This window comes from Halomonas sp. 328 (assembly GCF_015645095.1).
Classification (GTDB): Bacteria; Pseudomonadota; Gammaproteobacteria; order Pseudomonadales; family Halomonadaceae; genus Bisbaumannia.
In genome coordinates, this window is sequence record NZ_JADOTW010000008.1 from 98,074 (window position 1) to 111,886 (window position 13,813).

At 69.4% G+C, this 13,813-nt stretch carries 10 protein-coding genes; 4 read left to right on the plus strand and 6 right to left on the minus strand.

Features of this window, described 5'->3' with window-relative positions:
- Positions 1 to 122: 122 nt before the first annotated feature.
- Entirely contained in the window at positions 123 to 1,853 is a 1,731-nt protein-coding gene (locus tag IHD13_RS05635) for a GGDEF domain-containing protein (protein WP_195860054.1), read from the plus strand.
- Positions 1,854 to 1,870: 17 nt separating this feature from the next.
- On the opposite strand, the gene IHD13_RS05640 is transcribed toward IHD13_RS05635, so the two are convergent.
- From IHD13_RS05640 to IHD13_RS05665, 6 genes are all read right to left on the minus strand, one after another.
- Positions 1,871 to 2,863, minus strand: coding sequence for an adenosine deaminase (locus tag IHD13_RS05640; RefSeq protein WP_195860055.1), 993 nt, complete (start codon positions 2,861 to 2,863; stop codon positions 1,871 to 1,873).
- A 245-nt stretch (positions 2,864 to 3,108) separates the two neighbouring features.
- Positions 3,109 to 4,815, minus strand: a complete 1,707-nt coding sequence (gene cydC / locus IHD13_RS05645; protein WP_195860056.1) for a thiol reductant ABC exporter subunit CydC — start codon at positions 4,813 to 4,815, stop codon at positions 3,109 to 3,111.
- On the minus strand, positions 4,808 to 6,490 hold the full coding sequence (gene cydD / locus IHD13_RS05650; protein WP_195860057.1) for a thiol reductant ABC exporter subunit CydD: 1,683 nt from the start codon (positions 6,488 to 6,490) through the stop codon (positions 4,808 to 4,810). Before cydD ends, cydC begins: the two co-directional genes overlap by 8 nt.
- A gap of 4 nt (positions 6,491 to 6,494) precedes the next feature.
- The gene (gene cydB / locus IHD13_RS05655) at positions 6,495 to 7,496 is read right to left on the minus strand and encodes a cytochrome d ubiquinol oxidase subunit II (protein ID WP_195860058.1); all 1,002 of its coding nucleotides are present in this window, start codon (positions 7,494 to 7,496) and stop codon (positions 6,495 to 6,497) included.
- Between the two features lie 12 nt (positions 7,497 to 7,508).
- Positions 7,509 to 8,927 carry a cytochrome ubiquinol oxidase subunit I gene (locus tag IHD13_RS05660; RefSeq protein ID WP_195860059.1) on the minus strand — a complete coding sequence of 473 codons (1,419 nt, stop codon included), beginning with the start codon at positions 8,925 to 8,927 and terminating at the stop codon, positions 7,509 to 7,511.
- 238 nt (positions 8,928 to 9,165) lie between these two features.
- Positions 9,166 to 10,134 (minus strand): calcium/sodium antiporter, encoded by a 969-nt coding sequence (locus tag IHD13_RS05665; RefSeq protein WP_195860060.1) that lies wholly within the window; start codon positions 10,132 to 10,134, stop codon positions 9,166 to 9,168.
- A 126-nt stretch (positions 10,135 to 10,260) separates the two neighbouring features.
- On the opposite strand from IHD13_RS05665, the gene IHD13_RS05670 reads away from it, so the two are divergent.
- From IHD13_RS05670 to IHD13_RS05680, 3 genes are read left to right on the plus strand one after another with little or no spacing between them, the layout of a single operon-like run.
- On the plus strand, positions 10,261 to 11,577 hold the full coding sequence (locus tag IHD13_RS05670; protein ID WP_195860083.1) for a PqiA/YebS family transporter subunit: 1,317 nt from the start codon (positions 10,261 to 10,263) through the stop codon (positions 11,575 to 11,577).
- Positions 11,574 to 13,220 carry an intermembrane transport protein PqiB gene (pqiB, locus tag IHD13_RS05675; protein WP_195860061.1) on the plus strand — a complete coding sequence of 549 codons (1,647 nt, stop codon included), beginning with the start codon at positions 11,574 to 11,576 and terminating at the stop codon, positions 13,218 to 13,220. Before IHD13_RS05670 ends, pqiB begins: the two co-directional genes overlap by 4 nt.
- Positions 13,221 to 13,232: 12 nt before the next feature.
- Positions 13,233 to 13,811, plus strand: coding sequence for a PqiC family protein (locus IHD13_RS05680; protein ID WP_195860062.1), 579 nt, complete (start codon positions 13,233 to 13,235; stop codon positions 13,809 to 13,811).
- Positions 13,812 to 13,813: the final 2 nt, after the last annotated feature.

The following is a 13,813-nucleotide window of genomic DNA, read 5'->3' on the forward strand; positions in this document are numbered from 1 at the left end:
GGGAAGATAGCCACCACTCGCAATAGACCAATAATATCCCGGCCCGGCCGGCGAGCCATCGTGGCCACCCGATGATCGCCCCAGGTGGCCGGCACTCTCTCCACGCAGGGAGGAGCGCGCTCTTGCCCCTATCCATCACCCCCTGGGAGGCCCCGCGCCGGCGGCGTGAGGCCAGCCACATCGATCGCGTCGGCGATCTCGAGGCACTCGCCGAGCTGGCCGGCGAGCTGAGCGGTTTTCCCTGGGTACTGCTGACTCGCCGCCAGGGCGACACGGTGGCACTGATCGCCCGGCACGGCCTATCCCTCGCGCCGGCCAGGCGGCTCGCCTCGATGCTGCATGGCCCGGCCCCGGTCACCGGGGTCGCCACCATCGCCAGCTTTCCCCTGACGGATCATGCCACCCTCTGGCTGGCCTCCGCGGACGAGCGGCGCCTCGACGCCCCCCGCGAGGCCCACCTCGTCCGGCTGGCGCGACTCGCCACCGGGCTACTCGACGCCCATCGGCAGCTGGCCGCCAGCCGCCGCGCCGCGACCCGTCAGACCCAGTTGCTGGAAGCGATCAAGCGCGCCTCCGCCACCGGCTTCTGCCTGCTCAATGCGGCCGGCGAAATCCTCGATCTCAACGAGGAGGCGGCGCGCTTCCTGGACCTGTCCCAGGAGGCGTTGATCGGCATCGATCCGGTCAGCCTGACCCTGAGCAGCGAGGCGGGCCGCATTCGGCGCCTGCTCGGGGCCTGCCTGGAGCACGGACTACGGGTACGTGGCCACTGGCCACTGCTGGCCGGCGACGGCGCCCTGAGGGTCGCCGAGGTGAGCGTGGAGCGCCTACTGCTGGACGACGAGGCCTACCTGTTCTGCGTGATCGCCGACAAGACCCTGGAGCGCCTCGACGAGACCCTGCGCGACGCCAAGGCGCATACCCTGCGCGAGGTGACCCTGGAGAACGCCCTGCCGGAGATCCTCTCCTCCATCGGCGGCGCCATCGGCTATCACCGGCCCGGGGCCGGGGTCCTGATCACCCATGTCCACGACGGTGCCCTGGATATCGAATTCACCTCCCATCCGGCACTGCTGTCGGGCGACTGCCCCGCGCCCCAGGCCAATCAGCGCCACCCGGCCTTCTATGACGAGACCACGCCCCCCTTCACCATCGCACCAGGCTGCTGCGCCATTCAGGCGACCTACCGCGCCTGGTGGCGCTACCCGCTGCTCAGCGAGGATCGGCGACGGGTGCTGGGGGATTTGTGGGTACTGGTCACGGAGCCGGTGCACCCCGGCCCCGCCGAGGATAACTTCCTGACCAGCCTGGCCCAGACCGCCGCCTTCGCCATGGAGCGCCAGGACCAGTTCGAGGCGCTGCGTGAGCGCGCCGAGGTGGACCCGCTCACCGGCCTGGCCAACCGCCGTCAACTGGCCGAGGCCATGGAAGGCGCCCTGGCCGATCGCCACGGCCGCCCCCCGGCCTTGATCCTGATCGACCTGGACGACTTCAAGGCGATCAACGACACCCATGGCCATCAGGCCGGGGATGCGCTCCTGGTCGCCGTCGCCGAGCGCCTGCGTGGCAGCCTGCGCGACGGCGACACCATTGCCCGCCTGGGCGGCGACGAGTTCCTGGTGGTGATTCCCGGAGCCAGCGCCGAGAGCGCCCAGCAGATCGCCGACAAGCTCTTCGAGGCCCTGAGGCCCCCGGTGGCCTGGCAGGGTGAGCGACTCAGGATCAGTCCCAGCATGGGGGTGATCCTGGCCGAAGCCGATGAGCCGGCCAGCCGATTGCTGCAGCGGGTCGACGCGGCCATGTACCGAGCCAAGCGCGCCGGCAAGGCACGGGTCCACGCCGAGCTCTTGTGACGCCCTGCCCGGCAGGGCTAGAGGGCCTCGAGGCGTGCCAGCAATTCGCGACGCCGTGCCTCGGGCATAAAGGCCGCCTCCAGGGCATTGCGTGCCAGCCCTCGGAAGGTCGCCTCGTCCCAGCCGAAGGCCTGCTGGCAGGCCAGGTAGTTGTCCAGCACGCCCCCCCCGAAGTAGGCGGGATCGTCGGAATTCAGGGTCAGGGTGAGCCCCGCTTCGAGCAGTTGCGGCAGGGGCAGCTCGCCGAGCTCCTTGACCACCTTGAGGCGCAGGTTGGAGAGCGGGCAGACGGTCAGCGGAATGCGCTCCTCGGCCAGGCGACGCATTAGCTCGGGGTCCTCGATGGCCCGCACCCCGTGATCGATACGGCACACCTCGAGCAGATCCAGGGCTTCGCGGATATAGGCCGGCGGCCCCTCCTCGCCGGCATGGGCCACCCGCGGCAGGCCCAGTTCCTTGGCGCGGCGGAACACCTCCGCGAACTTGCTCGGCGGATGGCCCATCTCGGCGCTGTCCAGGCCCACCGCATCGATCAGTTCCCAGTAGGGAGAGGCCGCCTCCAGCACTTCCATGGCCTCCGCGGCGGGCCGGTCGCGCAGGAAGGCCAGGATCAGGCCGCTGGAGAGACCCAGTTCCCGCTCGGCATCGCGCATGGCCCGGTAGAGGCCCTCCACCGGCACCGCCAGGGGCAGGCCCCGGGCCAGGTGGGCCTGGGGATCGAAATGCAGGTCCACATGCACCACCCCCTCGGCGTGGGCACGGCGGAAGTAGTTCATGGCCAGTTCGTGGAAGTCCTCGCGGCGCTGCAGCACGCCCATGCCCTGGTAATAGAGGTCGAGGAAGGATTGCAGGTCGTCGAAATCGTAGGCGCGGCGCACCGCCTCCACATCGGCATAGGGCAGGCGCACCCGGTTGCGCTCGGCCAGCTCGAACATCAGCTCGGGCTCCAGGGTGCCCTCGATATGCAGGTGCAGCTCGGCCTTGGGCAGACGGGTCAGGAAGTCTCGCATGGCCATCTCCTCGTTGGGCTTTGTCCTATCCTGCTAGATCTTGACCAGTTGCGCAAAGCTTCTGCATCAAACGCTAGAGATGACTTCGCCCTACCTATGTCGAGGCCCGGGGCTATCCTGGTGGCAGGCCGTCGCGGGGCGCTGTGAACCCATCCCTGGGCGCTACTTTTGCCATCCCTGGCAAAAAACCCCCGCTCCAGCCTGCCCCCAGCGCCCCTGAGCGACCCACCTTCGATGGCCTTAGATCAAACGCTTTCCAGCCGCCCTTCCACCAGGCGATAGCTGCGCTCGATGCCGGGCAGCGGCGCGGCGTCCTGCCATTGATGGATCAGGTAGAGCAGGCTGCGCCCGTCGAGCCAGGCGTCCAGCCGCGCGGCGATGCGTGCCGCCATGGCCGCATCCACCCCGGCGAAGGGCTCGTCGAGGATCACCACCCGGGCTCGCTCGCGCAACAGCACCCGGGCCAGCGACAGGCGCCGCGCCTGGCCGCCGGAGAGCAGGCCACCGCTCTCGCCCACGCGGGTCTGCAGGCCCTGAGGCAAGCCCGCGGCCCAATCGTCCAGCTCCACCAGGGCCAGCACCCGCCATAGCGCCGTCTCGTCGGCCTCGGGAGCGGCCAGGCGCAGGTTGGCCGCCAGGCTGTCATCGAACAGCTCCAGGCGCTGGGTCTGCCAGGCCAGGGCCTCACGCCAGGCCGCGGGCATCAGTTCGGCCAACGACCGCCCGGCCACACTCACCTCTCCGGCGGTGGCCGTCAGCTGCCCCGCCACCAGCGCCGCCAGGCTCGACTTGCCGGCGCCGGAGGCACCCAGCAGGGCGATGCGCTCGCCGGGCGCGAGCCGCAGCGAGACCTGGCTCAGTGCCGGGGTCAGGGCCCCGGGATAGTGCAGCGTCACGGCCTCGAGCGCCAATTCGGGCACGCCCGCCGGCAGTGTCCCCATGCCCCCCAGGGGCGCCCTTGGCGCCGCCTCCAGGGCGTTGAGGCGATCGGCGGCGGCCAGGCTGGCGCCGAACTGGGTAAAGGACGCCGGCAGGGCCGCCAGGGCCTCGCCCATGGCCAGTAGCGCCAGGGGCATCATTACCATCACCGGCCCCGAGAGCTGGCCGGTGTAGTAAGCCGACGCCGCCAGCCATAACGCCAATACGGCGGTGCCGCCCACCACCAGCCCTACCAGGGCATTGCCGAAGGCGCTGCGCACCCCCAGCCGCCACTGATCGGCGTAGAGGGCCGATTCCTCGGCGGCCAGCCGCGCGCGCTGGCTCCCCAGGCTATCATAGGCGATCCACTCGGGGAGCCCCTGCAGGGTCTCCACCGCCTGCCCGCGCAGCCGGTCGAGGCTGGCCACCCGGCGTCGGCTGGGGGCCAGGCCCCAGCGCGCCTGGCCCACCACCAGCCAACACCAGGTCAGCAACAGCGGCAGCGCCACCCAGGCGCCGATCATGGGAGCGAAGAGCGCCAGGAAACCCGCCACCCCGAGAATCGCCAGCAGTGCCACCACCGGCGGGGCCAGCAGGCGCAGGTAGAGCCCATCCAGGGTATCGATATCGGCGGTCAGGCGATTGAGCCACTCGCTGGCCCGGCGGCGGGCCAGGGTCTGGCCATCCAGGCCGGCCAGCACCGAAAACAGTCGGGCACGCAGGTCGGCCAGCAGCCGCAGCACGCTATCGTGGTTATAGAGCCGCTCCAGGTAACGGGCCACCGTGCGTGCCACGGCGAAGAAACGGATTCCGCCACCGGGCACATAGACATCCAGGCTGGCCGCCACCCCGGCGGCCAGCAACATGCCGGTCAGGGCCGTGGCGGTGATAAACCAGCCGGACAGTGCCAGCAGGCCGATGGCCGAGGCCACCGTGGCCAGCAGCAGCAGCGCCCCCAGTTGCAGGCGGCGCCGGCGCCGACCCAGCAGGCGCAACCAGGGGGCCAGGGTCCGGCGTAGCGAAGGCTCAGCCATCGCTCCCCTCCTCCAGGCCTTCGCTCCCCTCCTCCGGCGTCATGCCATCGTCCAGGCGAATCACCCGATCGGCCAGGGCCAGCAGGGCCGGCTGATGGCTCGCCACCACCAGGGTGCGTCCCTCGGCGGCCAGGGCTCGAAGGCCATGGATCACCGCCGCCTCGCTGTCGGCGTCCAGGCTGGCGGTAGGCTCGTCCAGCAACACCAGGGGCGCCGAGGAGAGAAAGACCCGGGCCAGGGCCAGGCGCTGGGCCTGGCCGCCGGAGAGCCCGCTGCCGCGCTCTCCCACCGGGGTCGCCAGGCCCTCCGGCAACTGCGCGAGCAGCTCACCGAGGCCGGCTCGATTCATCGCCTCGGACATCGCCTGATCAGTGGCCTCGGGGGCCGCCAGGCGCAGGTTATCGGCGAGGCTGACCTGGAGGATCAGCGGTCGCTGATCCATCCAGGCCAAGGGCATGACCTCTCGGCGCAGCTCGCCCGATGCCGGCCCCATAAAGCCTGCCATCAGCCGCAACAGGCTCGACTTGCCCGACCCGGAGGGGCCGGCCAGGGCCAGGATCTCGCCATGCCGCAGGTCAAGATCGAGGGGCCCCACCACCTCTCCCCGGCCGGGATAGCCCAGGGTGACGCCATCGAGCTCCAGCAGGTGCGCCGGGTCGCGAACTGGCGCCGGGGTCGCCCCCTGGGGAGGCGCCGTTTCGAGCAGCGCCACCAGGGATTCGGCGGCGCCGAGGGCCGCGGCCCGGTCATGATAATGCTGGGCGAGACTGCGCAGCGGCTGGAAGAACTCCGGCGCCAGCAGCAGGATCAGCAGGCCACTGAACAGGGTCAGCTGCGGCGAGGGGCCATAGTCGATATAGCCCAGCAAGCCGAAGCCCACATAGATGGCCACCACGGCAATGGCCACCGAGGCGAAGAACTCCAGCACCGCCGAGGAGAGAAACGCCAGGCGCAGGGTTTTCATGCTGCGCCGGCGATACTCGTCGGCGGCGGCGAAGACCTCCTCGCTGGCGGCCCGGGTGCGGTCGAAGAGCTGCAGGGTGGCGAGCCCCCGCACCCGGTCGAGGAAATGCCCGGCCAGGCGTGTCACGGCAGCGAACTGCTCGCGATTGAGGCGCTCGGCCCCCATGCCCACCAGGGCCATGAAGAGGGGAATCAGCGGCATGGCCAGCAGCAGAAAGAGCGCCGCCAGCCAGTCGAGGGATAGCACGACCCCCAGGATGACCAGAGGCAGCAGCAGCGCCAGGCGCAGCTGAGGAAGGAAGCGGGCGAAGTAGCCGTCCAGGGCCTCCAGCTGCTCCACCAGCTGGGAGGCCAGGCCGGCGCTATGCCGCCCCGCCAGGCCGACCGGGCCCAGGGCGGTGAGGTGATCGAGGAGCTCGCCGCGGGCACGGCGGCGAATCGCCAGGCTGGCGGCCTGGGAAAGCGCCTCCTGCCCCCACTGCAGCAGGGCACGAGCCAGCAACAGTCCCGCCAGGACCAGGAAGGCCGGAATCAATGCTTCCAGGGGGCGCTGCTCGACCAGCAGGCCGGCGATCACCCAGGCCAACAGCGCCATCTGTGCTAGCGTCGCCAGCCCCACGCCGAGGCCGGCCAGGGTGGCCAGCCCCAGGCGCCGGCGCTCCCCCGCCGCCAGCCCGGAGAGCCAGCGGCGCGGTGTCAGGGTCTCCGACATGGGCTCAGTGATACCCCTCACCCACCTTGACCTTGCCGCGGAAGACCCAGTAGGTCCAGGCGGTATAGGTCAGCACGATGGGGATCACGAAGAGCACCCCGATCAGCAGGAAGAGCTGGGACTCCGGCGCCGAGGAGGCGTCCCAGATGGTGTGATCCGGGGGCACGATCACCGGCCACTTGCTGACCACCAGCCCCAGGTAGGTGAAGATATACAGGCCCACGGTGGCCACGAAGGGCAACCCCTCGCGACGCTGGCGCACCGCCTGGAAGAGCAGCACCGCACAGGCCAGGGCCAGGGCCGGGAAGATCCAGATCAGCTGGATATGACCGAACCAGCGCTCCCAGACATCCGGGTTCACGAAGGGCGTCCAGAGGCTGATGATCAGGAACACCGCCAGCACCAGCGCCAGCAGGGCCGGAGTGATGCGGTAGGCCCAGGCCTGGATGTGCCCCTCCGACTTCATGATCAGCCAGGTGGCGCCGAGCAGCGCATAGCCGGCCATCAGGCCAAGGCCGGTGAGCACGGTAAAGGGGGTCAGCCAGTCGAAGGGACCGCCCACATAGACGAAGCCCTCCACCGCGAAGCCCTGGATATAGGCGCCCACCACCGCGCCCTGGGCGAAGGCGGCCACCGCCGAGCCCCAACAGAAGGCGCGATTCCACCAGTGGCGGTTGGCCCGGGACTTGAAGCGAAACTCGAAGGCCACGCCGCGGAAGATCAGCCCCGCCAGCATCAGGAAAACGCCGATATAGAGCGCTGGCAGGAACACCGAATAGACCAGCGGGAAGGCCCCCAACAGGCCGGCCCCGCCCAGCACCAGCCAGGTCTCGTTGCCGTCCCAGACCGGTGCCACCGAGTTCATCATCACGTCCCGGGCATCCTCGTCCGGGGCAAAGGGGAAGAGAATCCCCAGGCCCAGGTCGAAACCGTCCATCAGCACGTACATGATCACGCCGAAGCCGATAATCACGGCCCAGATCAATGCCAGATCGATACCACCCATGGTGTCATCTCCTTACTGATGGGGGCCGGAGGCCGCGGACTTGGGGTCATCGTCGAAAGGGGTATGGCTGGCCGACAGCGGGCGCATGGGACGTTCCACCTCGCCCTGGATCTCCTCGCCGTCCTGCATGCCATGGCGCACTACCCGGGTCAGGTAGTAGACCCCGGCCCAGAACACCACCGCATAGACCGCCACATAGCCGATCAGGGTAAAGAGCGCCATGCCGCCGGTCAGCGACGGGGTCAGCGCCTCGCCGTGGCTCATCATGCCGTAGACCACCCAGGGCGCCCGGCCAATTTCGGTGACGAACCAGCCCGCCAGCACGGCGATAAAGGGCGTCACGCTCATCAGCCGCAGCAGTTGCAGGTAGCCGCGATGCTCATAGAGGCGCCCACCGCGACGCAGCCAGAGGCCCGCCACCGCCACGGCAATCATCAGGAAGCCAATCGCCACCATGATGCGGAAGGACCAGAACACCAGCCACACCGGGGGCTGCTCCTCCGGCGCCACCTCGGTCAAGCCGGGCACCACGCCGGCGGGATCGTGCTTGAGGATGAGGCTCGCCAGGCTGGGGATACCGATCTCGAAGCGGTTGGTCTGGTTGGCCTGATCGGGAATCGCGAACAGCAACAGGGGCACATGGCTCGAGGTTTCCCAGTTGCCCTCCATGGCCGCCACCTTGGTGGGCTGGTGCTCGAGGGTGTTGAGGCCATGGAAGTCGCCGACCACCGCCTGGGCCGGGGCCAGGACGAGCAGCAGCCACAGGCACATGGAGAGCGCCTTCTTGTTGGCCTCCACGTCGCGCTTCTGCAGCAGGTACCAGGCACTGACCCCAGCCACCACGAAGCCGCCGGTCAGGAAGGAGGCCAGCACCATGTGGGCGAAACGGTAGGGGAAGGAGGGGTTGAAGATCGCCTCGCCCCAGGCCAGCACATGGAAGCGCCCGTCGATCAGTTCGACCCCCGCCGGGGTCTGCATCCAGCTATTCGCCGAGAGGATCCAGAAGGCAGAGATAAAGGTGCCCACCGCCACCATGATGGCGGCAAACAGGTGTACCCCCTGGGGCACCTTGCCGCGCCCGAACAGCAGCACGCCGAGGAAACCCGCCTCCAGGAAGAAGGCCGTCACGACCTCATAGCTGAGCATGGGGCCCAGGAAGTTGGCCGAGGCCAGGGAGAAGTTGCTCCAGTTGGTGCCGAACTGGAAGGACATCACGATGCCCGACACCACCCCCATGCCGAAGACCACCGCGAACACCTTGGTCCAGAACAGTGCCAGGCGATCCCAGGCGGGGTTGGCGGTCTTGTAGAAGAGCCCGTGCAGCACGGCAATATAGGACGCCAGGCCGATGGTGAAGACCGGAAATATCGCGTGAAAGGACACCACGAACGCGAACTGTATTCGCGATAGCAGCAGCGGGTCGAGTTCCATATTGCCTCCCTGATGGCAAGCCATGCTCCTGAGTCGTCATCGGGCCCGATGCCCTGGATGTCAACGCTAATTGAGCATAGTGACAAATAAGAGCCACGGGGGCCCCCCCCAGGCCTTATCGATATTCCAATATGTTATGCCGCTGCGTTCTCAGGGGAAATGGCAGCCGCCCCGTTCGGGTGTGTCGGGTTGCCGCAGTTGAGCCCATTTCGGCCGTGGTGGATTGACGCAGCCCCGCTCAACTCGCCCCCAGCAGCCAGGCCAGGTAGCCGAGATAGGCCACGTAGATCGCCAGCAGTGCTCCCCCTTCGACGCGGTTGATGCGCCCGTCACGCCCCCGCCAGCCGATGGCGAACAGCGCCATCAGCAGGGTCATGGCGGCCATCACCGGCCAGTCGCGCATCATCACCTCGCCGCCGGCATCGATGGGCGCGATCACTCCCGCCAGGCCCACCACCCCCAGGGTATTGAAGAGGTTGGACCCCACCACATTGCCCAGCACCAGGTCATGCTCGCGGCGGCGCAGGGCGCTCAGGGAGGCCGCCAGCTCCGGCAGCGAGGTGCCCACCGCCACCACGGTCAGGCCGATGATCAGGTCGCTGACACCCAGGCTCTCGGCGATCTCCACCGCCCCCCATACCAGCAGGCGCGAACTGCCCACCAGCAGCACCAGGCCGATCAGGGTCCAGGCCAGCGCCGGGCGCAGCGCCATGGGGGTCTCGCTGAGCAGCTCCTCGGTCTCGTCGCCGAGGCTATCGGCCTGGCGGCCCTGCCACAGGCTGTAACCGATAAATAGCGCCAGCAGCCCCAGCAGTACCACGGCGTCGAGGCGCCCCACCACCCCGTCGCGCAGCTGCCACAGGGCCAGCAGGGTCACGGCGCCGAGGATCGGCAGCTCTCGGCGCAGCACCCGGGAGTGCACCGTCAGCGGAGCGATCAGCGCCACCAGGCCGAGGATCAGGCCGATATTGGCGATATTGGAGCCGTAGGCATTGCCCAGGGCCAGGCCGGGGTTCCCCTGCCCCGCCGCCAGGGCAGACACCGCCAGCTCCGGCGCCGAGGTGCCGAAGCCCAGCACCAGCATGCCGATCACCAGGGGCGGCAGCCCCAGGTGCCGCGAGGTGGCGGCGGCCCCGGCCACGAAACGCTCGGCACTCCATACCAGTATCACCAACCCCAGGGCCACGGCCCCCAGCCAGAGCAACATCGCACTCTCCTCGATCAATGGGACAAGCGTTGGTTGTAGAACCCCCGCGACCTTGCATAATGACAGCCAGACCGCTTTCGCACTATCAGGAGGCTTGCCTTGCCATCGCCCCCCGCACCTCGGGAGATCGACGCCCCGCCCCAGGCGGCGTCACCGGCGGGTGTCGCGCCGCCACGCCGGCTGCGCGCCTGTCACGAGTGCGACTGGGTTTCGGCGCTGCCGCCACTGCGCCCTGGCCAGAAGGCCGACTGCCCGCGTTGCGGGCACACCCTGGTGCGCCGCCACTACCGGGCCGCCCAGCGCAGCCTGGCGCTGGCCATCGCCGCCCTGATGGCCCTGGGGCTGGGGGTGAGCTTCCCCTTCGTCAGTTTCCAGGTCGGCGGCATCGGCAATCGCATCGAACTGACCCAGACCGCCACCACCCTGATCGGTTTCCACCAGCCGCTGGTGGCCATCGTGGTGCTGCTGACCATCGTGGTGCTGCCGGCGGTCTACCTGGTCGGCGTGATCTGGTTGCAGAGCGGCCTGATGCGCGGCACCCCCTGGCCCGCTAGCCGCGCCCTGGCCCGCTCCCTGAGCCACCTCAACCCCTGGATGATGGCGGACGTCTTCATCATCGGCGCCCTGGTCAGCCTGATAAAGATCGCCGGCATGGCGGAGATTCAGCTGGGCGCCGCCTTCTGGGCCTTCTGCGCCTTCGCCATCCTGCTGCTCATGACCACCCAATCCATCGACGGCGACTGGATGTGGTTCACCCTGGCCGGTGAACCCCGCGCCCCGGAGGGCACCCTCGTCGCTTCGCGTGCCGCCCCCCAGGGCGTGACCGGGTGCCCCACCTGCGGCCTGATCAATCGCCTCGATGGCGAGGGCCGCGGCCAGTGCCGTCGCTGCGGCGAACGCCTGCGGGCCCGCCTGCCGCACAGCCTGCAGCGTACCTGGGCGCTGCTGGCGGCGGCCGGCGTGATGTACGTGCCGGCCAACGTCTACCCGATCATGACCACCACCAGCCTCGGCCACAGCGAGCCCTCGACCATCATCGGCGGGGTCGTGGACCTGTGGCAGATGGGCTCCTGGCCGGTGGCCACGGTGATCTTCGTCGCCAGCATCATCGTCCCCGTGGGCAAGATGGTTGCCCTGGCCTGGCTCTGCCTGGTGGTCCGGCGCAGCGACGAGCTGCATGCCTCGGTGCGCACCAAGCTCTACCGGGTCACCGAATTCATCGGCCGCTGGTCCATGGTGGACGTCTTCGTGGTGGCCATCCTGGTGGCCCTGATTCGTGCCGGCAGCCTGATGTCCATCACCCCGGGGCCCGCCGCCCTGGCCTTCGCCGGCGTGGTAGTGCTGACCATGCTGGCCGCCATGACCTTCGACCCCCGACTGATCTGGGACACCCCGCCGTCCCCCCGGCCCACCCCTCCTGCGTCTCAAGGAAGCTCACGATGACCGACACCCCACGTCAGGATGACAGCCGCGCCCGGGTGAGTGCCCAGGCGCGGATCTCGCCGATCTGGATCGTGCCCCTGGTGGCGCTGATGATCGGTGCCTGGCTGATCTACGACAACTACACCAGTCGCGGCCCCCAGATCACCCTGGAGATGCCCAATGCGGAAGGCATCGAGGCCGGCACCCTGATCAAGACCCGCAACGTGGATGTCGGCCGTGTCGAACGGGTCAGCCTCTCCGAGGACCTGAGCCACGCCGAGATCACCGCCCGGCTCTCGCCGGGTAGCGAACCCATGCTGGTCGAGGACACCCGCTTCTGGGTGGTCAAGCCCCGCATCGGCCGCGAGGGCATCAGCGGCCTCGGCACGGTGCTCTCCGGTGCCTACCTGCAGCTCCAGCCCGGCAGCAGCGACGCCAGCCAGCGCCACTTCCGGGTGCTCGACCTGCCGCCGGCCTCCCCCGCCGACGCCGAGGGCCTGCGCATCACCTTGATCAGCCAACTGGGCAACTCCCTGCGCCTCGGTGACCCGGTCACCTACCAGGGCTACACCGTGGGCCGGGTGGAGAGCGCCGAGTTCGACCCGGAGGCGCGACGCATGCGCCACCGCCTGTTCATCGAGCGCCCCTACGACACCCTGGTCACCGACAGCACCCGTTTCTGGTCCGCCAGCGGCGTCGACCTGCGCCTCGACTCCGAGGGCTTCCGGGTCAGCATCGAGTCCTTCGAGGCCCTGCTCGGTGGCGGCGTCACCTTCGGCGTGCTGGAGGACCTGCCTCCGGGCAACCCGGTCAGCCCCGATGCCACCTTCAGCCTCTACCCCGACGAGGAGGGCGCCCGCCAGGGCACCTTCAATCGCTACCTGGAGTACGTACTCCTGGTGGATGACACCGTGCGCGGCCTCTCCCGGGGCGCACCGGTGGAGTTTCGCGGCGTGCGTATCGGCACCGTGGCCGCCGTGCCCTGGCGCTTCAGCGCCCCCCAGCCAGACGGTCGCCAGGGCTTCGCCATCCCGGTGCTGATCCGCATCGAACCCCAGCGCCTGGGCGGCGAGGGCGAGCTCGACCTGGAGGCGTGGCGGGAGCGCTTCGAGCGACTCTTCGGCCTCGGCCTGCGTGCCAGCCTCAAGGCCGGCAACCTGCTCACCGGCGCGCTCTTCGTGGATATCAACTTCCAGCGCGACGGCGAAGCCTACGTGGCCGAAACCTTCGAGTCGCGGCGGGTCTTCCCCACCACCTCCGGCGGCCTGGCGCAGATCGAGCAGAAGGTCTCGAGCCTGCTCGACAAGCTCAATGCCCTGGAAGTGGAACCCATCCTCGACGGCCTGGCCACCAACCTGGCCGGCACCGAGGCCCTGGTGGGCGAGGTGCGTCAGCTCACCGAACGGGTCGGCGGCCTGCTCGACAGCCCCGAGACCCAGGCCCTGCCGGGTAACGTCAATCGCGCCCTGGAGAGCCTGCAGCAGACCCTGGAGGGGGCCTCGCCCGGCGGCGAGGGCTACCAGGAGCTGATTCGCACCCTGGAGCGTTTCGAACGCCTGATGCGCGACATGCAACCGGTGCTGCGCACCCTCGACGAGGATCCCCGGGCGCTGCTCTTCGATCGCGATGGCAGCGATCCCCAACCCCGGGCCCCGCGCCCCTGACACGGAGGTTCCATGATGCGCCTGATCCTGCCCCTGTTGCTTCTCGCCCTGCTCGCCGGCTGTGCCGGCGGCGGCAGCGCGACCCAACGCTATGCCCTGCCCGGCCCCGAGGCGGCAACCGTCGCTGCCGCCGAGACCCGGCTGCTGATCGCTCCCTTACAGCTGGTGGAGTACCTCGATCAGGAGGGCATCGTGCTGCAGCTGGACGACATCAGCCGCCACCAGGCCCGCGAGCACCGCTGGATCGAGGCCCCGGGACCGCACCTGGCCCGCGGGCTGCGTGATCGCCTGGCCGAGCGCTTGCCCCAGACCCAGGTGGCACTGGCCCGGGGCGACGACGCCCCGGCGCCGCGGCTGCGGCTCGAGGTGGAACGCTTCGAGGGACGCTATGATGGAATGGCGATCGCCGCGGGGTCCTGGCGCCTGGCATCGGCCGAGGGGAGTCCGCTCGCCCAGGGCCGCTTCCACGCCGAGCGGCCGCTGGCCGGTGATGGCTACCCGGCCCTGGTGCGCGCCCTCGGCGAGAGCTGGGACGCAGTGGCCGACCAAGTCGCCGAGGCGCTGGCGCCGCGGCTTGCTACCGACCGTTGAGG